18 protein-coding genes, 1 tRNA gene, 4 pseudogenes and 1 other annotated feature are annotated in these 21,736 nt (G+C 65.9%); of the genes and pseudogenes, 13 read left to right on the forward strand and 10 right to left on the reverse strand.

The genetic code is table 11. The annotated features are described in order from the left end of the window. Positions 1 to 93 precede the first annotated feature (93 nt). The gene (locus ACBY01_RS05465; RefSeq protein ID WP_416459774.1) at positions 94 to 768 is read right to left on the reverse strand and encodes an HAD family hydrolase; all 675 of its coding nucleotides are present in this window, start codon (positions 766 to 768) and stop codon (positions 94 to 96) included. 62 nt (positions 769 to 830) lie between these two features. Here ACBY01_RS05465 and ACBY01_RS05470 point away from each other — a divergent pair, with 62 nt between their 5' ends. The 4 genes from ACBY01_RS05470 to ACBY01_RS05485 are packed head-to-tail and all read left to right on the forward strand — an operon-like array spanning position 831 to position 4,306. Next, entirely contained in the window at positions 831 to 1,937 is a 1,107-nt protein-coding gene (locus ACBY01_RS05470) for an ABC transporter permease (protein ID WP_416459775.1), read from the forward strand. Then, positions 1,934 to 2,743: an ABC transporter ATP-binding protein gene (locus tag ACBY01_RS05475; RefSeq protein WP_416459776.1), complete on the forward strand. Its 810-nt coding sequence runs from the start codon at positions 1,934 to 1,936 to the stop codon at positions 2,741 to 2,743. The genes ACBY01_RS05470 and ACBY01_RS05475 overlap by 4 nt, the downstream gene beginning before the upstream one ends. A 7-nt stretch (positions 2,744 to 2,750) precedes the next feature. Next, positions 2,751 to 3,716, forward strand: a complete 966-nt coding sequence (locus ACBY01_RS05480; RefSeq protein ID WP_416459777.1) for an MlaD family protein — start codon at positions 2,751 to 2,753, stop codon at positions 3,714 to 3,716. A 5-nt stretch (positions 3,717 to 3,721) separates the two neighbouring features. Then, positions 3,722 to 4,306, forward strand: a complete 585-nt coding sequence (locus tag ACBY01_RS05485) for an ABC-type transport auxiliary lipoprotein family protein (protein ID WP_416459778.1) — start codon at positions 3,722 to 3,724, stop codon at positions 4,304 to 4,306. A 181-nt stretch (positions 4,307 to 4,487) separates the two neighbouring features. On the opposite strand, the gene ACBY01_RS05490 is transcribed toward ACBY01_RS05485, so the two are convergent. Further along, positions 4,488 to 5,399, reverse strand: coding sequence for a peptidylprolyl isomerase (locus ACBY01_RS05490; RefSeq protein WP_416459779.1), 912 nt, complete (start codon positions 5,397 to 5,399; stop codon positions 4,488 to 4,490). Positions 5,400 to 5,483: 84 nt separating this feature from the next. On the opposite strand from ACBY01_RS05490, the gene ACBY01_RS05495 reads away from it, so the two are divergent. From ACBY01_RS05495 to ACBY01_RS05520, 5 genes and pseudogenes are all read left to right on the forward strand, one after another. Next, positions 5,484 to 5,574, forward strand: a tRNA-Ser gene (locus tag ACBY01_RS05495). A gap of 182 nt (positions 5,575 to 5,756) precedes the next feature. Beyond that, positions 5,757 to 6,269, forward strand: a pseudogene (locus tag ACBY01_RS05500) (tyrosine-type recombinase/integrase); the annotation flags it as partial. A gap of 58 nt (positions 6,270 to 6,327) precedes the next feature. Next, positions 6,328 to 7,809: a TrbI/VirB10 family protein gene (locus ACBY01_RS17190; protein ID WP_487247710.1), complete on the forward strand. Its 1,482-nt coding sequence runs from the start codon at positions 6,328 to 6,330 to the stop codon at positions 7,807 to 7,809. Positions 7,810 to 7,814: 5 nt separating this feature from the next. Continuing rightward, positions 7,815 to 8,033, forward strand: a complete 219-nt coding sequence (locus tag ACBY01_RS05515; protein WP_416459828.1) for a DUF2274 domain-containing protein — start codon at positions 7,815 to 7,817, stop codon at positions 8,031 to 8,033. After that, positions 8,030 to 8,251 carry a helix-turn-helix transcriptional regulator gene (locus tag ACBY01_RS05520; RefSeq protein WP_416459780.1) on the forward strand — a complete coding sequence of 74 codons (222 nt, stop codon included), beginning with the start codon at positions 8,030 to 8,032 and terminating at the stop codon, positions 8,249 to 8,251. The genes ACBY01_RS05515 and ACBY01_RS05520 overlap by 4 nt, the downstream gene beginning before the upstream one ends. Positions 8,252 to 8,487: 236 nt before the next feature. On the opposite strand, the gene ACBY01_RS05525 is transcribed toward ACBY01_RS05520, so the two are convergent. Both ACBY01_RS05525 and ACBY01_RS05530 read right to left on the reverse strand, forming a co-directional pair. Continuing rightward, positions 8,488 to 8,853 carry an SDR family NAD(P)-dependent oxidoreductase gene (locus ACBY01_RS05525; protein ID WP_416459781.1) on the reverse strand — a complete coding sequence of 122 codons (366 nt, stop codon included), beginning with the start codon at positions 8,851 to 8,853 and terminating at the stop codon, positions 8,488 to 8,490. A 92-nt stretch (positions 8,854 to 8,945) separates the two neighbouring features. Further along, a pseudogene (locus tag ACBY01_RS05530) lies at positions 8,946 to 10,228 on the reverse strand (IS110 family RNA-guided transposase). A gap of 154 nt (positions 10,229 to 10,382) precedes the next feature. Here ACBY01_RS05530 and ACBY01_RS05535 point away from each other — a divergent pair. The 3 genes and pseudogenes from ACBY01_RS05535 to ACBY01_RS05545 all read left to right on the forward strand — a co-directional run. Further along, positions 10,383 to 10,739 (forward strand): annotated as a pseudogene (locus ACBY01_RS05535) (integrase core domain-containing protein); the annotation flags it as partial. A gap of 233 nt (positions 10,740 to 10,972) precedes the next feature. Beyond that, positions 10,973 to 13,621, forward strand: a complete 2,649-nt coding sequence (locus ACBY01_RS05540; protein ID WP_416459782.1) for a TonB-dependent receptor — start codon at positions 10,973 to 10,975, stop codon at positions 13,619 to 13,621. A gap of 218 nt (positions 13,622 to 13,839) precedes the next feature. Beyond that, on the forward strand, positions 13,840 to 15,078 hold the full coding sequence (locus tag ACBY01_RS05545; protein ID WP_416459783.1) for an oligogalacturonate lyase family protein: 1,239 nt from the start codon (positions 13,840 to 13,842) through the stop codon (positions 15,076 to 15,078). 9 nt (positions 15,079 to 15,087) lie between these two features. On the opposite strand, the gene ACBY01_RS05550 is transcribed toward ACBY01_RS05545, so the two are convergent. From ACBY01_RS05550 to ACBY01_RS05570, 5 genes and pseudogenes are all read right to left on the reverse strand, one after another. Beyond that, positions 15,088 to 15,738 carry a DUF6250 domain-containing protein gene (locus ACBY01_RS05550; protein ID WP_416459784.1) on the reverse strand — a complete coding sequence of 217 codons (651 nt, stop codon included), beginning with the start codon at positions 15,736 to 15,738 and terminating at the stop codon, positions 15,088 to 15,090. 151 nt (positions 15,739 to 15,889) lie between these two features. Then, positions 15,890 to 16,847: pseudogene (locus ACBY01_RS05555) on the reverse strand (IS3 family transposase); the annotation flags it as partial. Then, positions 16,451 to 16,567 (reverse strand) — a sequence feature (AL1L pseudoknot). (Overlaps the previous pseudogene by 117 nt.) Before the next feature lie 143 nt (positions 16,848 to 16,990). Then, entirely contained in the window at positions 16,991 to 17,347 is a 357-nt protein-coding gene (locus ACBY01_RS05560) for a winged helix-turn-helix domain-containing protein (RefSeq protein ID WP_416459785.1), read from the reverse strand. Between the two features lie 8 nt (positions 17,348 to 17,355). Beyond that, complete coding sequence (locus ACBY01_RS05565) at positions 17,356 to 18,192, reverse strand: cytochrome-c peroxidase (RefSeq protein WP_416459786.1); 837 nt, start codon at positions 18,190 to 18,192, stop codon at positions 17,356 to 17,358. A gap of 128 nt (positions 18,193 to 18,320) precedes the next feature. Then, the gene (locus tag ACBY01_RS05570; protein ID WP_416459787.1) at positions 18,321 to 18,839 is read right to left on the reverse strand and encodes a homogentisate 1,2-dioxygenase; all 519 of its coding nucleotides are present in this window, start codon (positions 18,837 to 18,839) and stop codon (positions 18,321 to 18,323) included. Positions 18,840 to 18,930: 91 nt separating this feature from the next. Between ACBY01_RS05570 and ACBY01_RS05575 the strand changes: the two genes are divergently transcribed. Then, positions 18,931 to 21,057, forward strand: coding sequence for a TonB-dependent receptor plug domain-containing protein (locus ACBY01_RS05575; RefSeq protein ID WP_416459788.1), 2,127 nt, complete (start codon positions 18,931 to 18,933; stop codon positions 21,055 to 21,057). 46 nt (positions 21,058 to 21,103) lie between these two features. On the opposite strand, the gene ACBY01_RS05580 is transcribed toward ACBY01_RS05575, so the two are convergent. Further along, positions 21,104 to 21,682: an MFS transporter gene (locus ACBY01_RS05580; RefSeq protein WP_416459789.1), complete on the reverse strand. Its 579-nt coding sequence runs from the start codon at positions 21,680 to 21,682 to the stop codon at positions 21,104 to 21,106. Positions 21,683 to 21,736: the final 54 nt, after the last annotated feature.

The raw sequence follows: 21,736 nt of genomic DNA on the forward strand, positions 1-21,736 counted from the left end.
GCTGGGGTCTCCCGGTGAGGGCGCGCGCCCGTGCCGCACGAGATCCCAGCCTTCGCTGGGATGACGGGAGTCGAGGTCGTGCCGCAGCGCCGATCACCCCTGCCAGTCGAGGATCCGCCACCCTTTCGCCTTGGCGAGCGCGCGCAGGGGCGGGTGCGCGTTGACCGCTACCGGCTCGTCCGCCCATTCGAACACCGGCGCGTCCGAGACATGGTCGCTGTAGAAGCGTACCTGCGTGTCCTCGCGCCGCAGCCCGTGCGCGGCGTACCAGGATTCGATCATCCGCAGCTTGCCGGGGCCGTAGCAGTTCTCGCCGTCGATCTGGGGCAGCAGCGCGCCGGCCTCGCTCAGCTTCGAATCGGTGGCGATGACATGGTCGAACCCCAGCCGCGCCGCGATCTCGGCCGCGTAGAAGCGGTAGGAGGCGGTGGCGAGCACCAGCGTGCGCCCCTCGGCGCGGTCGGCGTCGATCTGCCGCACCGCATCGGCGAACACGCCCTTGGCCAGCGTCCGCTCGGCGAAGCGGTGCGACAGCAGCTGCAGCGTCTCCTTCGGCACGGTGCGGCCCAGCATCAGCCGGTGGGTCAGCTCCTTCAGCCGGCCGCGGCTGTAGAGCTTGCTCGCATAGCCCGCGGCGAGCAGCACCGCGAGCGGCAGCAGCGCCACCCGCCAGCGCGCGCGGCCCTCGAGCGTGTGGAGGAGGAACGGCGTCCAGGTCCCGGCGCGGGTGATGGTCCGGTCCATGTCGTAGATCGCGAGGCGCTGCATCGTCCCGCCTCTGCAAGCTACCGGCTTGCCGATCCAGCACAAATCGCCGATGGAGCAGGACGATGACTGTGGCCGTCGACTTTGCCCCTGATCCGCAGGACCAGCGTGTGCTGCGGTTTACCGGGGATCTCACCCTGGCCCGCCTGGGCGACCTGCCCGACCGACTCGACGGATACGCCGAGCCGGTCGACCGAATCGACCTGTCCGACGTCGGGCGGATCGATACCGTCGGCGCGTGGCTGGTGCATCGCTTCGCCGTTGGTAAGGAGGCGGAGGTCGAGGGACTGGACGAGGACGGGCAGCATCTGCTCGGCCAGGTCCGCGATTCCGACAAGCCGGTGGTGCAGAAGGCGACGCCGCTGCCGCCGGTGATGCGGGTGCTCGACGAAATCGGCGCCGCGACGATGCTGTCGCTGCGCACGCTGCTCGGGCTGCTCGGCTTCCTGGGCGCGACGGTGATCGCGTTCGGCAACGTGATCCGGCATCCCAGCCGCTTCCGCTTCAACGCCACGGTCCACCGCTTCGAGGTGGTCGGCGTCTCGGCGCTGGCGATCGTCGGGCTGATGAGCTTCCTGATCGGCGTCGTCATCGCCCAGCAGGGCGCGGTGCAGCTGCGCCAGTTCGGGGCGGAGGTGTTCACGATCAACCTGATCGGGCGGATTACGCTGCGCGAACTGGGCGTGCTGATGACCGCGATCATGGTCGCGGGACGCTCCGGATCGGCGTTCGCCGCCCAGCTCGGCACGATGAAGCTCACCGAGGAGATCGACGCGATGCGCACCATCGGCGTGTCGCCGATGGAGGCGCTGGTGCTGCCGCGCACGCTCTCGGCGGTGCTGATGATGCCGCTGCTCGGCTTCTACGCCTCGCTGATCGCGATCATCGGCGGCGGGCTGCTGTGCTGGACCTCGCTCGGCATTCCGCCCGTCACCTACGTCCAGCGACTGCGCGAGGTGGTGCCGATCACCGACCTCTACGTCGGCATGATCAAGGCGCCGGTGTTCGGGCTGATCATCGCCGTGTCGGGCTGCTTCCAGGGCATGCAGGTCGAAAGCGACGCCGAGCAGGTGGGCCTTCGCACCACCTCCGCCGTGGTGCAGGCGATCTTCCTGGTGATCGTGCTCGACGCCTTCTTCGCGGTGTTCTTCGAACAGATCGGCTGGATATGACGAAGAACGACGAACCCGTCATCCGCGTCCGCGGGCTCAAGAACGTGTTCGGCGAACAGGTCGTGCACGAGAACCTCGACCTGGACGTGCGCAAGGGCGAGATCCTGGGCGTCGTCGGCGGATCGGGTACCGGCAAGTCGGTGCTGATGCGCTCGATCATCGGCCTCCAGACCCCGGCCGCGGGCGACGTCACCGTGTTCGGCGAGCAGGCGATCGGCCGCGAGGAGACCGAGGCGACCGAGATCCGCAAGCGCTGGGGCGTGCTGTTCCAGGGCGGCGCGCTGTTCTCGACGCTGACCGTGGGCGAGAACGTCCAGGTGCCGCTGCGCGAATTCTATCCCGAGCTGAGCGAGGCGCTGCTCGACCAGATCGCCAGCTATAAGGTGGTGATGACCGGCCTGCCGGCCGAGGCCGCGCCCAAATATCCGTCCGAGCTGTCGGGCGGCATGAAGAAGCGCGCCGGCCTCGCCCGCGCATTGGCGCTCGACCCGGACCTGCTGTTCCTCGACGAGCCCACCGCGGGCCTCGACCCGATCGGCGCGGCGGCGTTCGACGAACTCACGCTCTCGCTCCAGCGCACGCTGGGGCTCACCGTCTTCCTGATCACCCACGACCTCGATTCGCTCTATGCGATCTGCGATCGGGTGGCGGTGCTTGCCGACAAGAAAGTGATCGCCGTCGGCACGATCGACGAACTTCTCGCGTTGGATCACCCGTGGATCCAGGAATATTTCAACGGACCGCGCGGCCGCGCCGCGGTGGCCAGCGCCGGCGGGGCCGAGGCACGCCGGGCACAGGGGGCTTGAGAGGCTGATGGAAACCCGATCGAACCATGTCCTGGTCGGCGCGGTGGTGCTGATCCTGCTCGCCGTGCTGGCGATCTTCACCGTCTGGCTGGCGCGCGTGAACGGCTCGAACGAGCTGGAATACGACATCTTCTTCAAGCAGGCGGTCGACGGCATCAACAAGGGCTCGCCGGTCGCCTTCTCCGGCGTGCCGTCGGGCCAGGTGAAGGAGATCGCGCTGTTCAAGCCCGATCCCTCGCTGGTGCGCGTCCGCATCAGCGTGAACGAGGGCGTGCCGATCCTGGAGGGCACCACCGCCACCATCCAGGGCGTGGGCTTCACCGGCGTCAGCCAGATCGCGCTCGACGGCGCGGTCAAGGGTGCGCCGCCGATCGCCTGCCCGGCGGTCCATCCCGAAACCTCGTGCCCGATGGGCGTGCCGGTGATCCCGACGCGCACCGGCGGGCTGGGCGCGCTGCTGAGCTCGGCGCCGCGGCTGCTCGAGCGGCTGACGTCGCTGACCGAGCGGCTGACCGAGCTGTTGGGCGATCGCAACCAGAACTCGATCGCCGCGATCCTGGAGAACACCAACCGGCTGACCGATGCGCTTGCCGATCGCGGGCCGGAGATCGCCGCTACGCTCGCCGAGACGCGGGTCGCGATCCAGCGCGCCGGCATCGCCGCCGAGCAGATCGGCCAGCTGGCCGAGACCAGCAACGGCGTGCTCGCCAACGACGTGCGCCCGACGATCCAGAACCTGAACCGCACGATCGAGTCGGCGCAGCGCAGCGCCGAGACGCTCAACGCCGCGATCGGCGATGCGCGGCCGGGGCTGCAGACCTTCTCCAAGCGCACCGTGCCGGAGGTCGGCCAGCTGATCGCGGACCTGCGCCAGATGACCACTGCGCTCGCCGACGTGGCCGAGCGGGTCGACCAGGGCGGCGCAAGCTCGATCATCGGCCGGCAGAAGCTGCCCGACTACGAAGGCAAGTGAGGGACATGATGAAGAAGCTCGCCATTCTCGCACTGCTGCCGCTGTCGGCGTGCATCCGCCTCGGCGCCGAGCCGCCGCCGTCGCTGCTGACGCTCACCCCGACGCAGGGGGTGCCGGTCGGCAACGCGCAGAACTCGGGCGCGGCCAAGTCGATCCTGATCGCGGTGCCGAGCGTGCCGCAGGAACTGGCGGTGACGCGCGTGCCGGTGCGCGCGACCGACACCTCGCTCGCCTACGTCAAGGACGCGCAGTGGGTCGAGCAGCCCGGGCGGCTGTTCGCGCGGCTGCTGAGCGACACGGTGACGACGCGCACCGGCCGGGTCGTGCTGAGCCTGCGCCAGTCGAGCGTCGATCCCAGTTCGCAGCTGTCGGGCGAGCTGCGCGCCTTCGGCATGGACGCGACCACCAACGAGGCGGTGGTGACCTACGACGCGGCGCTGATCCGCGTCGGCCAGCCCAACGCGGTCGAGAAGCGCCGCTTCGAGGCGCGGGTGCCGGTGACCGCCATCACCAACGTCACCGCCGGCCCGGCGATCAACCAGGCCGCCAACCAGGTCGCGGTCGAGGTCGCCGACTGGATCGGCCGCTGAGGGCGACGCTCGAGCTTCAAAACCCCTCGTCATCCTGACGAAGGTCAGGATCCATTGCCGCTCCGCTTGCGTCTCCAGCGGTGCCCGTAGGAATGCGGACGTTCGTCGGCATGACGAGAGCGGGTCGGGCGTAGGCGAAGGTCTCGCGAAGCCCTGAGTGCCAGGGCCCGGATGCCGCCGCCTACGGCCGCCGTCGCACCTGCGGCGCCACGTTGCAGATATCCGCACCGCCCGCGGGCACGGTGAAGAACGGCGGCTGCCGGTGCTCGCGGTCGGCGACATAGGCCGCGAACCGCGGGTTGTCCGCGGCGCGATAGTCGAAACGCGGGCGCTGGGCTTCGGGCAAATCGCTCGCCAGCCGCACCGAGACGATCGGCACGCGCTCGTCCTCGCGCTCGTAGAAGCCGAGCTCGCCGGTGCCGCGCGGCAGCGTCGAGAGCCGCTCGATCCCCTCGATCACCCGGCCGACCAGCGCGATGTTGCGGTCGAGCTGGCGCGGCGCATGGCCGATCACCGTGTAGAGTTCGGCGCCGCTGCCGGTGCTCGGCGCCAGATCGCGCGCGACGCCGACCATCGCATAGCAGTGCGGCAGCCACGCCTCGCGGCTGCCGTCGCGCCAGCTGCCGCTCGCGACCGGCCAGCCTTGGGCGGTGAAGCCGGCGTGGCGGGCATAGGCGTCCGGCCGCGCGAGCATCGCCGCAAGCTTGGGCGTCGCGAACCCATATTCGGCCGGCGGGTTGGCGACGACGCCGGCGGGCAGCGGCTTCTTCTCGGTCACGTCGCCCCATTGCGCGACGTAGTTGTCCTGCACGCGGTACACGCTCGTCCCGTCCCACCAGTGCGCCCGCGCGAGCGCCCGGATGTTGGCGACGTGCACCGGCGCGGCGTCCGGCGTGAGGCGGATCACCACCTGCCTGCCGCCCGAGAGCGTCAGGACCAGCAGTTCGTCGTCCGGGATCGGCCGCCAGTCGGCGGCGAGCGGATCGGTGGGGCTGGCGGGCGCGCTTGGCGGCGCAGGGGCGGCCTGCGGGGCGGAAGCGCCGAGCAGCGCGAGCGGGAGGAGGGCGGTCAGCATCGCCGCACAGCGTGCCATGCCACCCCCGCTGCTGGCAACGGCATGCCGAGGAGCCTTGCGCCCCGCCGCGCGCCACGCTACGGCCCGCCGTCCAGAGCATGCGGAGCGGTGGCCGAGTGGTCGAAGGCGCTCGCCTGGAAAGTGAGTATACGGCAAAACCGTATCGAGGGTTCGAATCCCTCCCGCTCCGCCAAGGGCCATTCCACAGGGGGCCGCAAAAGGCCACTGGTCTCGACTTTTTCCTCCTGATTACCGATGCTTAGCAGACCGGTTCGGCCTCGGCCGTCCGTGCCCGTCCATGCCCATCCAGCGATTTGGAGGGGCGAAAACGAGGTACGCGCGGTCGAGAAACGAGGTATTTTCGGAGACCGAACCATGCTTACCGATGCCAGGGTGCGCACGGCCAAGCCGCGCCCCAAAGCGTACAAGATCGCCGACGCCAATCGCCTTTTCCTGATGGTGACGCCGAGCGGCGGCAAGCTGTGGCGCTGGAACTATGAATACGACGGCAAGAACAAGACGATGGCCTTCGGGGCCTATCCGCTCGTGTCGCTGGCCGATGCTCGTGAAAAGCGCGATGAGGCGTATTCCATGCTCTGCGAAGGGCATGACCCCAACGTCGCAAAACGGGTGAAGATCGAAGCGAACATCGAAGCCGGACGTCAGACCTTCGAGCGTGTCGCTCGCGAGTGGTATGGAAACGCCAAGGCGCAATGGGCGACGATCCACGCCAGCGACGTTATCCGCAGCCTGGAGCGCGATGTCTTTCCAACGATCGGCTCCTTGCCGATCGCGCAATTGACCCCACCCCTGATCCTCGGGGTGCTGCGGGAGATCGAGGCTCGCGGGGCAATCGAAACAGCGAAGCGCGTACGGCAGCGCATCTCAGCGGTGTTCGTCTGGGCCATATGCCAATGTTCGGCAGCCGCTGGTCCATACGCTCAACTTGGCGCACCTGATGCCGCTCTCCTCGGTCTGGGCGGGGCCGGTGGCGAACGCGCATCTCAAGGGCCCGCCGCTGCTGGTTGCCAGGACCGCCGGCTCGACGCCGTTCCGGTTGTCCACCCATGTCGACGATGTCGGTCATATGATGGTCGTCGGCCCGACCGGTGCTGGCAAGTCGGTGCTGCTCGGCCTGATTGCGCTCCAGTTTCGCCGCTACGCCGGCGCGCAGGTCTATATCTTCGACAAGGGCAGTTCCGCGCGCGCTGCGGTGCTGGCGATGGGCGGCGAACACCATGCGCTGGGGGCAGCGGGGGCAGGCGGCGAGACGCTCGCCTTCCAGCCGCTGGCAAGCATCGACGATGCCACCGAACGGAGCTGGGCGGCGGAGTGGGTCGCGGCGCTGCTGGCGCACGAGCATGTGCCCGTCACGCCGGAGATCAAGGACGCGGTCTGGACGGCGCTCGGCAGTCTCGCGTCGGCACCGGTCGAGGAGCGGACGATGACCGGCCTCGCGCTGCTGCTCCAGTCGAACGCGTTGCGCATGGCGCTCCAGCCCTACACGCTGGAAGGTCCGTACGGACGACTGCTCGATGCTGCCGAACAGCATCTGGCGCTATCCGATGTCCAATGCTTCGAGACCGAGGCGCTCATGGTCCAGACAGGCGCAGTCGCGCCGGTACTCACCTATCTCTTCCACCGCCTGGAGGAGCGGTTCGACGGTCGGCCGACCTTGCTGATCCTCGACGAGGCGTGGATTTTCCTCGATCACCCGCTCTTCGCCGCGCGAATCCGCGAGTGGCTGAAGGTGCTGCGCAAGAAGAACGTCGCAGTGCTGTTCGCGACCCAGAGCCTCGCCGATATCGCCGGGTCCGCGCGCGGTGGCGGCGCCGATTTGAACGCTGTCGGGCTCAGGGCGCCAGTGTCGCCCAACAGCCTGCTCGCCGGAAGCGTCATCGCGGCCAGTCTCATCACCGGGCTGAATTCCGACTTGCCGGGGATGGTGACGGCGCAAGTCACGCAGAACGTGTTCGATACGGTGACGGGCAGCATCCTTCTCGTTCCGCAAGGCGCCAGGCTGATCGGCAAATATGACAGCGTCGTGGCCTTCGGTCAGCGGCGCGCGCTCGTCGTCTGGCAGCGACTGATCCTCCCCGACGGGAGTTCGCTCCGGCTCGACAACCTGCCGGCCACGGACCTGGCAGGCTATGCCGGCGTTGCGGACAAGGTAGACTTCCACAGCTGGACGCTCCTGAAGGGCGTTGCGGTCGCGACGATGCTCGGCGTCGGCTCGGAATTGTCGATCTCGGGCGAGAGCGACCTCGTGCAGGCGATCCGCGAGTCTGCACAGTCGAACACTGCGCGGGCTGGTGACCAGATCACCCGCCGCAATCTCGACATCCAGCCGACCATCACCGTCCGGCCGGGCGCCCCCGTCCGCGTGCTGGTCACCCGAGACCTCATTCTCGCGCCATGGCGGCGCTAGGAGGCATCATGGACCTGAAGCTCGGCAAGCTCCCCGACCGGACGCCGGTCAAGTTGGCGATCACGATCATGCCGGACCTGAACGACGCGCTTCGCGAATATGCCCGATGCTATGCAGAAGCTTATGGTAGCGAGGAACCCGTCACCGAACTGATACCGGCGATGCTTGCGGCATTCCTCGAGAGTGATCGCGGCTTTGCTCGATATCGGAGCAACGGCCGATGATGGCCACGGACGCCGAAGCAGACCGGCTAATCAAGCTTGAGGAGGTGAAGCGCCGCGTCGGGCTGGGAAAGTCGATGATCTATCGGCTGATCCACGAGGGTACGTTCCCCGCGCCCTACAAGGTCTCCCCCGGCGCCTCGCGCTGGAGCAACCGGGAGGTACTCGCCTGGATTGATGACGTAAAAGATGGCTTTGAAGGCAAGCGCAGGAAGATTTGATCGGTACTTGCGCTTCGCCCACATGGGCAATGGTACAGAGGTGAACGCCGCCATAGTCGAGCACCTCGCGAACGGGGGGGCAAATAGGCTGTCTGCATCCAACGGAATCCCGTCGTCGACCAAGACGGAGAGGGTGTCGCCAAACGTGGCCCGCATCACGGCGGGATCTGGGTCGCCGAAGCCGAGCAGATCGAGATCACGCGTCAGACGCGCGGGGTCCTTGAGCCAGCTAGTGATCACCGGACCTCGGCCATCCAGTGCACCGCGTCCTCTCCCGCCGCAATTCCAAGCGGGGCGTTCAGATCGGCGGCCGCTAGCCAGACCGCCGCGGCCACGTCGGCGGCATGGGTGACAGGCCCGCTCTCGTCGCGGAAGCCAGCGATAATGCCTTCGATCATCGGCTCGTAGTCGGCATCATCGAGCCCGCGCAAATGCGGCATGGCACTGCTGCCAAAGCTCGTCTGGGGCGAGCGTCCGGGAAGGACGATGTGCACGCGCACGCCAAATGGCTCCATTTCGACCGCCAGACTTTCGGTAAGCGCGTTCACCGCCGCCTGGCTCGCGCAGTAGACGCTGACCAGCGGCAGCTGTTTGAGCGTCACCGTCGAGGTGACATGACGATAGTGCCGCTGCGGCGTTCGCGGAACCGGGGCAGGATCGCCTGCAGCATTGAGGTGGAAGGCTCGAACATTATCTACAGGGTCGCTCGACGAGCGCCCTCACGGCACTTGCAGAGAGGGGTCCTTCCACCTGGCATCCGACCGTTCGAGAAACGGCCGGTACTCTGTCCCCGTCTTGACGACGGCGTGAGCCACGCGCGCCATCTTGGCGGTGAGCGCCGTCATCGCCTTACGGCGACGGTCGGCATCGTCCGCGTGCCCGGCGACATATCGTCCGAGCTTATCGCGGAAACTGTTGTCGCGCTGACGCGCGGCGACCTGGGCAGCCATCCAGAAGGTGCGGCGCAGGCGCGCGTTGCCGTACTTGGACAGCTTCGTGCGGCCACGGAACGTGCCTGACTGACACGTTGCGAGATCGAGACCGCAGAACTTCAGGAACTGGCGATGATGATTGAAGCGTCGCAGATCGCCGGCCTCGGCTAGGATGGTCAGCGCGTTGATCGGGCCTATGCCGGGGATCTTGCGGAGCAACTGATAGTCGACGTGTTCGGCCAGTCGGGCATGGGCCAGCCGCTCGATCTCCTCGCGCTGGTGGATGAGGCTGCGGCCCTGCGCGATGACTATACGGAACATGGTGATGGCAGCTGAGTCTTCCTGCACCGGCAGCGCCGTCGAGGCGGACGCCGTCTCGTAGATGTCGTTGATGAGGCGTGCTTTGGAGACCTTGCGGCCAATAAGCGGCCAGGCCGCGGCCGAGAACGCCTCGCGGTCCAGGGCCGTGATGGTGGCCGGTGTCGGAAACCGCTCGATGAGCGCCAGGAACCAGTCGGACCGGCTGTTGCCTGCGAAGCGGGCGATCTCGGGGAAGTACAGCGGCAGGTAGTGGGTCAGGATCCGATGCCAGGTCTGCGTCTTCATCCGGGAGATCGTCTCGTGGGTCTTCGAGAGCTCCTGCAGGTCGTTGATCCCGGCCACCAACGGGTCGACGTAGCGCTGCGTCGCGCCGATCCGCAGCATGTGCAGGATGACTTGCGCGTCCTTGGGGTCGTTCTTGTCCCAGCCGTTGTGCAGCGCCTCGCGCGTTCGGGCGAGCGCGACTGACGAGATGAGCCGCAGCTCGAACCCCGCCGTCAGCAGCCGGTGCGCCAGCGTGCGATGGTAATTACCCGACGACGATGGGGCGCCCGATAGCAGGGAGCTGTTCGGCAAAGCCGTCATAGTCCTGCCTGGTCGCCATGACGGTAATCGGCCGGCGCCGGCCGCCTTCGGGTCGTTCTATAAGGACCTCCTGCCGGTTTTTGGACATGTCGATGGCTACCAGCACGGCGCCGGTAGGCGTAGGGATGAGCGCGGTCATGGTCGGTCGCCCTCCAAAGTGTTGTCTCGACAACCTCACTTTAGATACCTGCTGACCGGCCATGGCTTGCCCTGTTGAAGCCTGCGGCCGCTACGCGGCCTTGTCTTCAACAGGGCGCTGGCGGCTCCCGTTCCGACCCTTCCCAATGTGCTACGGCACCGAACTGACGTCGAACGCGGTGCTCGCCTGGTCCGGCGACGCCGGTGTCGAGTGGCATTACATCGCGCCGGGCAAGCCGACGCAGAACGGCTTCGTCGAGAGCTTCAACGGTCGCATGCGCGACGAACTGCTCAACGAGACGCTGTTCTTCACGATCGGTCAGGCCCGCTCGGTCCTCGCTCGCTGGGTCGACGACTACAATACCGAGCGCCCGCACTCCTCGCTCGGCTACGCCACCCCGACAGCATTCGCCGCCGAACTCGAACAGCAACGGGTGGGGTTAACCCCACCCGTTGCTTCACCTGCGCCCATGCGCGACAACACCGGTCGGTCTCTGGTTGCCGCTGGATGAAAAGCGGGGGTCACGTCACGCCCTGCCCGGCAATCCTGGCACTGACCAGCTGTAGCATGCTCGCAATATATACTACCTCGACAGATAGCCTGAATACCTACCAATCCGCTCGGGTTTTTCCTAACAGACTCGTAACTGGGGCGGCAACGCCAGACATCAGCGGCTCGCGAGCACCGCGGCTGGATTTTTGGCGCGTAGCACTCGCGCGCCTGAGCGCAAGGAAGTAGAGCATTATGAAGAGCTACATCTCGTGGGGCGTTGCTAGCTTGGTTTTCTTTGCTCCCACAGGTGCGCACGCCCAGATCGCTTCGCCGCCCCCTCCTGACGAAGGCGAGGATATTGTCGTCAGCGGGGTACGTCAGTCGCTAGAGAATGCTGCCCGCGCCAAGCGCGACGCGCCCCAGGTGCTCGATGCGATCTCGGCCGAGGATATCGGCAAATTTCCCGACAAGAACATCGGCGAGGCGTTGCAGCGGGTCACCGGCGTGCAGTTGACCCGCACCGGTGGAGAGGGATCCGGCGTCACCATCCGCGGTGCCGATCCGAGCCTGAACCGGGTGGAGATCAATGGCGTGACCCAGCTCTCCACTTCGGCAGGCGGTAGTGATGTCGACTTCCGGGATCTTCCGGTCGAGTTCGTCAACCGCCTCGAAGTGGTGAAATCGGTCACACCTGACATGACCGAAGGCGGACTGGGCGGCACCGTGCGGATCATCACCCGCCGCCCCTTTGATGCGCAGGGCGGCAACTATCTCGCCGGCTCGGCGCAAGGCACCTGGAGCGAGATCGGCAACAGCTTCGACCCCAAGTTCGCGCTGATCGGCAGCAAGACGTTCGCGAACGGCACCTTGGGCATCCTGCTTTCCGCGACCTACGAACGCCGGCACATCGAAACGCACGAGGCGCTGACCACCGGCTGGCGCCAGATCGACGGCGACCCGGCAACACCGGGCGTTCAACCGCTCGATCTAGACGGAAATGGACGGGGCGATTTCTTCCCCGAGATCCCGAGGTATTCGATCGGCCGCACCGACGCCCGTCGACATGCCCTAAACGGCGTCGTCGAGTGGCGGCCCGACGATAGCTTGCGCGTCTACGTGCAGGGCAATTATGCCGGCAGTACCCGGCAGGGAGAGTCTCAGTACCTACAGATGACGACGGTGGGCGCGACGCTTGACCGCGCGAACACGATCATCGGTCCAGACGACACAGTCTCACACGTCGAGTTCGTCGACGATCCGGCAGCCGCCATTAACAATCGTCTGGCGGCGGGCTATCGCACTACGCTCGGCAATTCCAAGCGCAAAACCTACAACATCGCGGCAGGGGGCGAGTATAAGAGCGATCACTGGAAGATCGTTACACAACTCGCCTACAGCTACGCGCATATCGACGACGGCTATGTAAACGCGACAGCGGATGCGATCGGTCTGTCGCGCATAGCCGTCGATTATCGCAACGGCCAGCAGGCGCCGTTGATCACGCTGCCGATCGATCCACTCACCACGCAGGGCATCAACCGGGTCGCGGTCCAGAACCGACCACGGATCAACGGCCAGGACGAATGGTCCGGCAAGCTGGACGTAGAGTACAAGGATCTTTCACCGCTGCTCACGGCGATCAAGGTCGGCGCGCAATTGCGCCGCGCCGTCTCCGACAGCCAGGAGTTCAATCGCTCGTTCACGTACGATGCGGTGACGAACCCGGCGCAGCTGTCGACCGTGCAGGATTTCGCGACGAATATGACGTCCAGCGGCAGCGATTTCTTCAAAACCGGAGACCTCGGCTACGAGGGCGGCATCCGCGACTGGCTGAACGCTGGACCGGCGTTCGCCGACGCCATCGGCATCCCCGATCCCTTCGATGCACCCAACCTGCTAAGCACGTGGGAGGTGAAGGAGCGCAATCTCGCCGGCTACACGCAGGCTTCGTTCGCGCTCGATTTGGGTGTTCCGGTGACCGGCACGGCGGGCTTTCGCGTCGTGAACACGCGTACCGTATCGAACGGCTACCTGACGGGTGGAGGAACGGTCAGCCCGGTGTCTTTCGATGGGGAGAACACCGAGTTTTTGCCTTCCGTAAACGCGTTGGCGCATCTGTCAGGTGATCGCCTGTTGCTGCGCCTCAGCGCAACGGAAGTGATCGCGCGGCCGACCCCGTCGCAACTCGCACCGCGGTTCAGCATCAATGCGGTCGGCCTCGTCGGCTCGCGTGGCAATCCCGAGTTGGAGCCGTTCCGGGCTCGGCAGTACGATGCGGGGCTTGAGTTTTATCTCAACCGCACCAGCTTTCTTTCCGCGACGTATTTCCGAAAGGAAATCGGCTCCTTTATCGAGAACATCGTTGCTCCCGAAGACGTAAACGGGGTCACCTACGCCATAACGCGACCAATAAACGGATCAAGCAAGGTCACGATCGATGGGCTGGAGCTTGGCGCCACGATCGACTTTTCGTTCTTGAGCGTTCCCGTACTGAACAAGTTCGGCGTAGTCGCGAATTTCACCTATTCCAAGGACTCGGGATACAGCGGAAAAGACTATTTCACGCAGTCGGCCCTGCCGTTCCCGGGGCTGTCACGCAACAGCTACAATGCCTCGGTTTATTACGAGGACGATCTGCTGAGTGTCCGCGGGTCCTACAACTGGCGCTCGGACTACCTGATCACGGCGCTGGGGCGCGGCAACAACCCAGAATTTGGCGAGGCGTTCGGCCAACTCGACGTTTCGGCGAGCATCAACCTGTCGCCGCGTGTGTCGGTGTTTCTGGAAGGGATCAACGTGACTGACGCCACCCAGGCACAGAACGCCAACAGCATGCAGCGCCGCACGACGATCGGGACCTATGGCCGACGTGTCTATGGCGGTGTGAGGTTCCGGCTGTGACCCGCTCTAGGTCGCGGTGGCAGGACAGGCGGACGGCTATCAGCGGCGCGGCAGTCGCAATTCCCTCCGACGTCCAAGATGCGCACCTGAACACATTTCGCAGCAATGCTTCTTCAAAGCGGCGTTCACTGGTGACCCGCCGCTTGTCTCCAACCCCTCATTCGACGGTGATACCGGCTATGCATCCTCGCAAAGTTGCTCTTTGGCTTCTATCTGGATTGGCGGCGCTTATGTCTCCGGCGGTGCTCCAGGCGGAGGAGAAAGCGCCTCCGCGTACATGGATCGACCCGGATACTGGCCACCGCGTCATCCGCCTTACAAAGGAGCCGGGTTCAGCCAGCCTCTATTTCAACATCAACGCCTATACCCCTGACGGCAAGCAGATGGTCTACAGCACACCGGACAAGGGTATTGGACTGATCGATCTGACGACGTTCAAGGAACGGCAGTTGGTGGCGGGGCCGGTCGGCGGCGGCCCAGGCGCCATTCTGGTCGGGCGACGCACCCCCACCGTCTACTTCTTCAAGGGGTCGGCATCGGACGCCAAGGCAGCCTCGCTGTGGGCAATCGATGCGCGCACGCGCAAACAGCGCAAGATCGCCGATCTGCCTCCGCGCGCAGGAATCTTTTCGATCAATTCCGACGAGACCCTAGGCGTGGGCAGCTATATCGTCGGGGACGGTGAGGACTACAACGGCCGCCAGGCCGGCCAGGTGGCGAGCAGTTCCGGTCACAACGAGCCGGAAGACAAGGGGGCGAAGATGGCCCGGCGTATGGCCGCGCGTCTCCCCATGGTAGTGTTCACGCTCGATTTGCGTTCGGGGCGCGTCCAAAACGTTTTCGAGAGTACCGACTGGATTGACCATCTCCAGTTCTCGCCGACGGACCCGACGCTGCTGATGTATGCCCATCAGGGCGCATGGCAGCAGGTGGAGAAGCTCTGGACGATCCGAACCGACGGTTCGCAGCAGACCCATATCAATCCGCGGATCATGAGAATGGAAGGCAGCGGGCATCAGTGGTGGGATACCAGGGGAGATGTCATCTGGTACGATCTGCACTTCCCGTTCGGAGTGACGTCTTACGTAGCTGGCTACAACGTGAAGAATGGCGAGCGGATCTGGTACCACTACCAGCCCGACGAAGCGTCGATCCACTTCCACCGCTCGTCCGACGGAAATCTGTTCGCAGGAGACGGCAGCACGGCGCCCGGTGCGCAGTGGCTCTACCTGTTCCGCCCCGAGCTGGTCCCCGACAAGCACACGCTTGGCCAGAACCTCATCCAGCCCGGCCAATTGCGGGCCGAACGGCTCGTGAACATGTCGCGGCACGACTATCGCCTCGAGCCGAACGTCAACTTCACGCCGGACGGCAAGTACGTGATCTTCCGTTCGAACATGTTTGGGCCGAGCTACGTCTTCGCCGTCGAGGTCGAGCGCGCCAAGACAGAAGAATAGAGCTCGATCTCAGCGGTGTTCGATGCGAAAGTTCGTCACGACTTGCTTCGAACCCGTGCTTCGCAACGCGAAATAGGAGAACGGCGGCGGCGTCTGAGCCGCGGAAAACAGCCGCTTGCCGTCGATGTAGAACTCTGTGCGATCGGGAAGGACGCAGGTCCGCAGATCGTAGCGACGGCCCGGCTCCAGCCGCATGTCTGACTCCGCCAGAAGCGGACGAGCCGCGCTACCATCGTAATGTCGGAAACGGCTGGTGGTGTTGTTGTTACCGCCGATGCCGACATAGAACAGGCTGTCGGGTGTGTAGGACTTGAACCGGCCGTCGCGGACGGCAGGCGCTTGTAGTGGGCGTGGATCGATCAGCCAGAACTGGTTAAGATCGGAAACCCTGAAGATCGTACCTTGCGATGGCAGGACTTCGCGCGTGTACCGGATGCAATAGGTCCCGCGGAGCTTCTTCAGCAACAGGACGGTGACGCCGCGAGCGGCGCTCACCGACATGGCGCCATCGTTGACGGTCACGATAGTTTCCGGGCTTGATGGCTCTGCTTCCACTCGCCATTTGTGCCCGGCGAAGGCGACCGTATCGCTCGGAGCGGCGTATCCCGATTCCGGCAACGTGAGGACCATAGAAGCGATCAGAAAGCTATCTTGCTTCATAAGGAACGCCTCCGAGACTATGTGCACGATCACTGCGCCTAAGTGAACCGCCCCGGATTGCCGGAGGCGTGGGTTTGTGAGTCACGCTGCCATGTCGATGGCATCCGCGGCAGCATAACATCGATCTTCGGCCTCGGCGAAGCGCTCGCTGTCTTTGACGGAGACGTGTCGGGCGGACTTGCGAGCCACGGTCGCTATGATGGATGAGACCGCCTCGATGGGCAGGCCGGCGGTCATAAAGCGCTTGTTCCAAAGCATCGAGGACGAAGCTGGCATGCGCTGTCCTGCTCGCTCGCCAGCCGACGATGGGCCTGGCGTAGGTGTCGATGACGAATGCGACATAGACGAACCCCGCTCAGGTTGCGACGTAGGTGAAGTCCGACACCCACAACATGCTCGGTGCTGGCGCGTAGAACCTGCGGTTGACGTGATCTAGCGGGCACGGTGCAGCTTTGTCGCTGACGGTCGTGCGAACCGGATTGCCCCGGATCACGCCTGCCCGACCCATCTCGCGCATCAGCCGTTCCACGGTGCAGCGGGCGACCGGAAAGCCTTCACGCATCATCTGCCGCCAGACCTTGCGGACGCCATAGACCGCGAAGTTCTCTGCGAACATCCGAGTGATCTCTGGCTTGAGAGCCTGATCCCGCTGCACCCGCGCCGACAGGCGCATTGAATATCGTCGCTGCGCGACACGTTTGAAATACGTCGATGGGGCGATTGGCAGGACGCGGCAAATCGGCTCGACCCCATAGGCTTCGCGATGATCGTCGATGAAGGCGATCATCGCCGGAACGGGCGGTCGAGCTCCGCCTGGGCAGAATACGCAGACGCCTTGCGCAGGATCTCGTTGGCCTCGCGCAACTCGCGGTTCTCGCGTTCCAACGCCTTCAGCTCGTCCGCCACATCGGTTGGAACTCCGGCGCACTTGCCGCTGTCGACCTCGGTCTTCTTCAGCCACTCATGCAGCGTCTGTGGCGCCCAGTCGATCTTCTCCGCAATGGAAACCACCGCCCCCCATCGCGACGGGTGGTCACGCTCATGATCCAGCACCATCCGCACCGCTCGCTCGCGAACCTCGGCGCAAACTTGTTCGTCGTCTTGCTCATACAGGCTCCACCTTCTCAGGAGTTGGAGCCTGCGACAAACACGGGGCGGTTCAGTCGGTAGATTTACCGTGTGGAGTTCCTCTTGTCGAAAAACTCGATCGCCTGCCCCGCTGCCGCGGAGCGGCTTCGTGCTCTGGATCGTATCAGCTTGGCGGCTGGAGTTCGCCTGTGAGCCATTCCAAGGTCATCCCCTGCGCGGCAGCAAGCATGGTTTGCTCCAATTCACGGTAATGCGTGAGAAGGGAACGCCCGAACTCCGTAAGTTTCGTGCCGGTAGGCCCGCCGACCTGTGTCTGTACGACCTTCGTCTTCCAATCTGCGTTGAGCGCCCGCACGAGAAGCCACACTCGGCGGTAGCTCATGCCGAGATCGCGCCCGGCGGCCGAGATCGAGCCGGTACGGTCGATCGCCTCCAGCACCATCGCCTTGCCCGGACCGATCGCCGGCTCTCGGCCGCGTAACACCTGCACGTTGAGCTTCAAGGGGCCGTCGATCGCCATCGCTTTCCTTATCCGCTGCCGGGACGGCAGAGATCGTCCGGGTAGCCGAACCGCTTGTCGGCCAGGAACGTGCGATCGGTCAACGCCTGGAGGAAGGCGATCAGCGCCGGCCGGTCGGCGGAGTCGCTGCCCGGATGAGCGGCCAGTGCGGCGTCGAGCGTCGCAGCCGAGCCGTCGTGCAACCAAGGTCCGGTCACTGCGACGTTGCGTAGCGAGGGGGTGCGGAAGGCGCCATCGTCCTCGAAACGCCCGGTGATCTCACCGGCGCCACGATCCGCTGCCGATGGAGGCCGAAGGCGGTGGAAGCGATCGTCGGTATAGTCGTGACCGGCATGGCACGAAGCGCATTTGACCGCGAAGATTGCAGCGCCTGCGGCCGGCGCCTCGCCGCGATCTACGGGCGCCTCAAATGACAACAGCGTCCGCTGGAACGCAGCCAGTGCCTGGATGACGCTCGCCTGGTCGATGCGGCCGCGCGTTGCCGGGAAAGCGGCCTTGAACATGCGGCGGTAGCAGGCGTCACGACCGAGGCGACGGGCGAGCTCCCGCCCGTCTTCGGCCATGCCCATCTCTACCGGCGTCATGCCGTTGAGCGGGATCGCAGCCTGCGCCTCCAGCGTGGTGGTGCGCGGATCGCCCCAGGTCAGCACGCGGCGCCACGCCACATTGGCAAGCCCCGGCACGTTGCGGCGACCGGGATCCCCGTGGACGCCGGCATGGGTGCGGTTGCCGTCGGCGAAGCCGCGATGCTGTTCGTGGCAGCTCGAACACGCCATCGTGCCATCGATCGACAGGTCGGCGTCGTAGAACAGCCGCCGACCCAGCGCGATCTTGGCTTCGCTCATTGGGTTATCGGCGGGAATGGGGGGTGCGATTACGCCGTTCGGCAGCGACCATTGCCATGACGATTGCGCTGCCGCGAGCAACGCGCCGGCCGTCAGCGTCAGGGCAACCCGGGCCAGCGCGCGCGGGCTCACGGCACGCGCGCGACCATCAGCGGCAGCGTCGGCGACCCGTTGCCTGCCACCTGGAGCAGGTAGCGGCCGGGCTGCAGGTCGAAGTCGACCATCTTGCGGATGCCGGTGCAGTCGGGGCCGTGCTCGTGGGCCACCGACGTGGCCGGAGTCGTGCCGGAGAGCACGTCGATCCACGCGCCGGAGCCCAGCGCGATGCGGTAGCGGCCCGCAGTCGGCACGCTGAATGCGAATAGCCCGCCATTGCTGACCGACCCGCCCGGCTTTTCCGGACGCACGGCATAGCGGACTTTGGGCGTCGGCAGCAGCGTTGCGACCACGCCGTGCCCGATCGGCAGCAGCGCGGCACCCGCCGCAGTCGCGCCGGCGCGAACCGGCCTGCCGGCAGACCAGCCCGCAAGCTCGGCAGGCGGCGGGGCGGGGGTTGAGGCGCAGGCGACCGGAGCGTGGTCCATGGTCTGCACCGCCTGCGACGGCGTGGCAGCAAGAAGCAGGGGCAGCAGGATAATGGCAGTCAAGGTCTTCTCCCCGGCAGATCGTCTGTATATGGCCGTATATAGCCAACGATGCGCCTGCGACAGGGCCGAGGTGGCGACAAGGGGATTTCACATGCGCTACCTGCTCTCGGCCGCCAGCCTGCTCGCCGTCGCCTCGCCCGCCTTCGCGCAAGAGGGTGTAACCCCGGAAAGCGAGACTCGGGCGGAGGCCGACACAGCGTTCGGGCTCGGCCAGATCATCGTCACCGGGCGCCGCCCCGAGGGAATTGCGATCGGCGGCGAGACGCTGGGCCAGGAGGCGATCTACACCTTCAACCGCAACAGCCTGGACGAGGCAGCCAGCATCATCCCCGGCGTCACCGCGTCGAACACCGGCGGGTCGCGCAACGAGCGGCTGATCTTCGTGCGCGGGTTCGACCGCTTCCAGGTGCCGCTGTCGATAGACGGCATCCGCGTCTACCTGCCCGCCGACAACCGCCTCGACTATGGCCGCTTCCTCACCCCCGACATCGCCGAGATCCAGGTGGTCAAGGGCTATGCTTCCGTACTCAACGGGCCGGGCGCACTGGGTGGCGCGATCAATCTCGTTACCCGCAAGCCGACCAAGTCGCTCGAAGTGGAGGCCCGCGGCACGCTGAACCTCGACCGCGACGTCGACTATGGCGGCTACAACGTCTTCGGCCTGCTCGGCACGCGGCAGGACAAGTTCTACGTCCAGGGCTCCTATGCGCGCAACGTGCAGGACCATTGGGATCTCGCCGGCGGCTTTGAGCCGACAGCCAACGAGGACGGCGGCGCCCGCGACTTCTCGTCAACCCGCGACTGGCGGTTGAACGCCAAGGCAGGGATCACGCCCAATGCGACCGACGAATACTCGATCAGCTACACGCGGCAGGAAGGCCGCAAGAACGCGCCGCTACACGTCACTGACGACATCGTTCCGCCGCTGGTGCCCGGCTCGCCCAACCCGCGCTTCTGGTCGTGGCCTTACTGGAACATCGAGAGCCTCTACTTCCTGTCGACCACTGCGCTCGGCGATCGCGCGACGCTCAAGACCCGCGCCTACCGCAACGCGTTCAACAATCTGCTCCGCTCGTTCGACGACCGGACGCAGACCACCCAGACGCTCGGCCGCGCGTTCAACAGCTACTATGAGGACCGCGCCTATGGGGGCTCGGCGCAACTCGACGTGCAGCTGACGCCCGCCGACCGCTTCAGCCTTGCCGCGCACTACCGGCGCGACAAGCATGTCGAGTTCCAGCAAGGCTTTCCCTCCGGCTTCACCGAGCCGCATCAGGAGAACCTGGAGGACACCTACAGCATCGCGGCCGAAAACCTGCTGGCGATCACGCCCGCGCTCAGCCTGACGCTGGGGGCGAGCTACGACTGGCGCGACCTCAAAAAGGCAGAGGAGTACGGCACCCCGCCGGGCGGCGGTGCGGCGCGGATCTTCAGCTATCCTCTGGCGAACGCGGCGGCGTTCAACTGGCAGGGCCGGCTGGAGTGGCGGCCTGAGGGCGACACGAGCCTCCACGCCAGCGTCTCGCGCCGTTCCCGCTTCCCGACCATCTTCGAGCGGTTCAGCACTCAGTTCGGCACCGCCGCCTCCAACCCCGGTCTCGATGCGGAGCGCGCGACCAACTACGAGGTGGGCGGCACCCGCGTCTTGGGCCCGGTGACAGTCGAGGTGGCAGCGTTCTACAGCGACATCAGCAAGGCGGTCGTCGCTATCCGGCCCGCCGACGCGCCGGCCGGCACGAGCCAGCGCCAGAACCTCGGCGATGCCGACTACTACGGTGCCGAACTATCGGTCACCGCCCGCGTCGCTGGGACGCTACTTGTGGGCGGGAACTACAGCTACATCCACCGGGATTTCGACACTCGCGAGCGCGCGGGCGTGGTCGTGCCGCTCGCGTTCGAGCTGACCGACGTGCCGGGCCACAAAGGCTTCGTCTACGCGGATTGGTCGCCGATGCCGCGGCTCCACATCGTGCCGAACGTCGAGGCGGCGTCGAACCGCACGACGCTCGCCTCCACCACGCCGACGCCGCCTGGCATTCCGTTCTACTACCGCATGGGCAGCTACGTGCAGGGCAACCTTCGCGTCGACTACGAGGTGGTGGACGGAGTGACGCTGGGCATGGGTGCGCGCAACCTGTTCGACGACAACTATCAGTTCGTCGACGGCTTTCCCGAGGCGGGCCGCAGCTTCTTTGCCAGCCTGCGCGCGCGCTACTGAAGGACAGGCGCCGGGTGGATGCCCGGAGGATCACTCGGCCGAGCCTTCACCGGGTGCCGGCCACGGGTGTCCGCATCAGGCGGAGCGCGATCGGCATGGCAAGCACCGCTGCGATCGCGCCGCCGAGGCGATCGGGCAGGTGGCCGCTGACCAGTCGCGCGACGATCAGCGCAACCGCGAAGGCGCTGAAGGCGAGTGCGCCGTGCGGCCACTGTCGGACCGGGAAGTAGAGGGTCATTAACGCCGTCACCGCACCGAAGGTGATGGCGGCGAGCGCGAAGCCGAGCCCCGGCAGCAGCACCGGGCCTAGGACGTCGCGGACAGAGCCCTGTGGCGAACGATGCGGCACCTTCGCCGGACGCGGAGAGACGATCGCCAGCGCGCCGAGCGGTAACGCGACCGTGACGGCGGCGATGCCGGCGAACGCGAAGCGGGCGAACACCGCACTGCCGAGCGGCGCGCCGACGGCGAGCGAGGCGAACATCGCCATGCCCATCCACGCGATCACCTTGGCCGATCGAACTGGCGACACGACCTCAAGGCCCCACAGCATGCCGCCGGTGATGACTAGGCTTTTCGACCCGCCGACCAGCATGCGGGCGAGGATTAGGATCGCGACCGACACCGTCGGCTACGTCCAGAACTGCAGCTAGAGAAGGTAGAACAGGCCGCCCGCAAT

Origin of the sequence: Sphingomonas mangrovi (genome assembly GCF_047975845.1) — a bacterium.
Taxonomy (GTDB): Bacteria; Pseudomonadota; Alphaproteobacteria; order Sphingomonadales; family Sphingomonadaceae; genus Sphingomonas.

Bases quoted from the DNA above. Each gene is read 5' to 3' on its own strand.
- ACBY01_RS05560 (WP_416459785.1), bottom strand. From the start codon at position 17,347: ATGGCGATCGACGGCCCCTTGAAGCTCAACGTGCAGGTGTTACGCGGC.
- ACBY01_RS05575 (WP_416459788.1), top strand. From the start codon at position 18,931: ATGCGCTACCTGCTCTCGGCCGCCAGCCTGCTCGCCGTCGCCTCGCCC.
- ACBY01_RS05485 (WP_416459778.1), top strand. From the start codon at position 3,722: ATGATGAAGAAGCTCGCCATTCTCGCACTGCTGCCGCTGTCGGCGTGC.
- ACBY01_RS05490 (WP_416459779.1), bottom strand. From the start codon at position 5,399: ATGGCACGCTGTGCGGCGATGCTGACCGCCCTCCTCCCGCTCGCGCTG.
- ACBY01_RS05540 (WP_416459782.1), top strand. From the start codon at position 10,973: ATGAAGAGCTACATCTCGTGGGGCGTTGCTAGCTTGGTTTTCTTTGCT.
- ACBY01_RS05470 (WP_416459775.1), top strand. From the start codon at position 831: ATGACTGTGGCCGTCGACTTTGCCCCTGATCCGCAGGACCAGCGTGTG.
- ACBY01_RS05550 (WP_416459784.1), bottom strand. From the start codon at position 15,738: ATGAAGCAAGATAGCTTTCTGATCGCTTCTATGGTCCTCACGTTGCCG.
- ACBY01_RS05480 (WP_416459777.1), top strand. From the start codon at position 2,751: ATGGAAACCCGATCGAACCATGTCCTGGTCGGCGCGGTGGTGCTGATC.
- ACBY01_RS05565 (WP_416459786.1), bottom strand. From the start codon at position 18,192: ATGAGCGAAGCCAAGATCGCGCTGGGTCGGCGGCTGTTCTACGACGCC.
- ACBY01_RS05520 (WP_416459780.1), top strand. From the start codon at position 8,030: ATGATGGCCACGGACGCCGAAGCAGACCGGCTAATCAAGCTTGAGGAG.
- ACBY01_RS05475 (WP_416459776.1), top strand. From the start codon at position 1,934: ATGACGAAGAACGACGAACCCGTCATCCGCGTCCGCGGGCTCAAGAAC.
- ACBY01_RS05465 (WP_416459774.1), bottom strand. From the start codon at position 768: ATGCAGCGCCTCGCGATCTACGACATGGACCGGACCATCACCCGCGCC.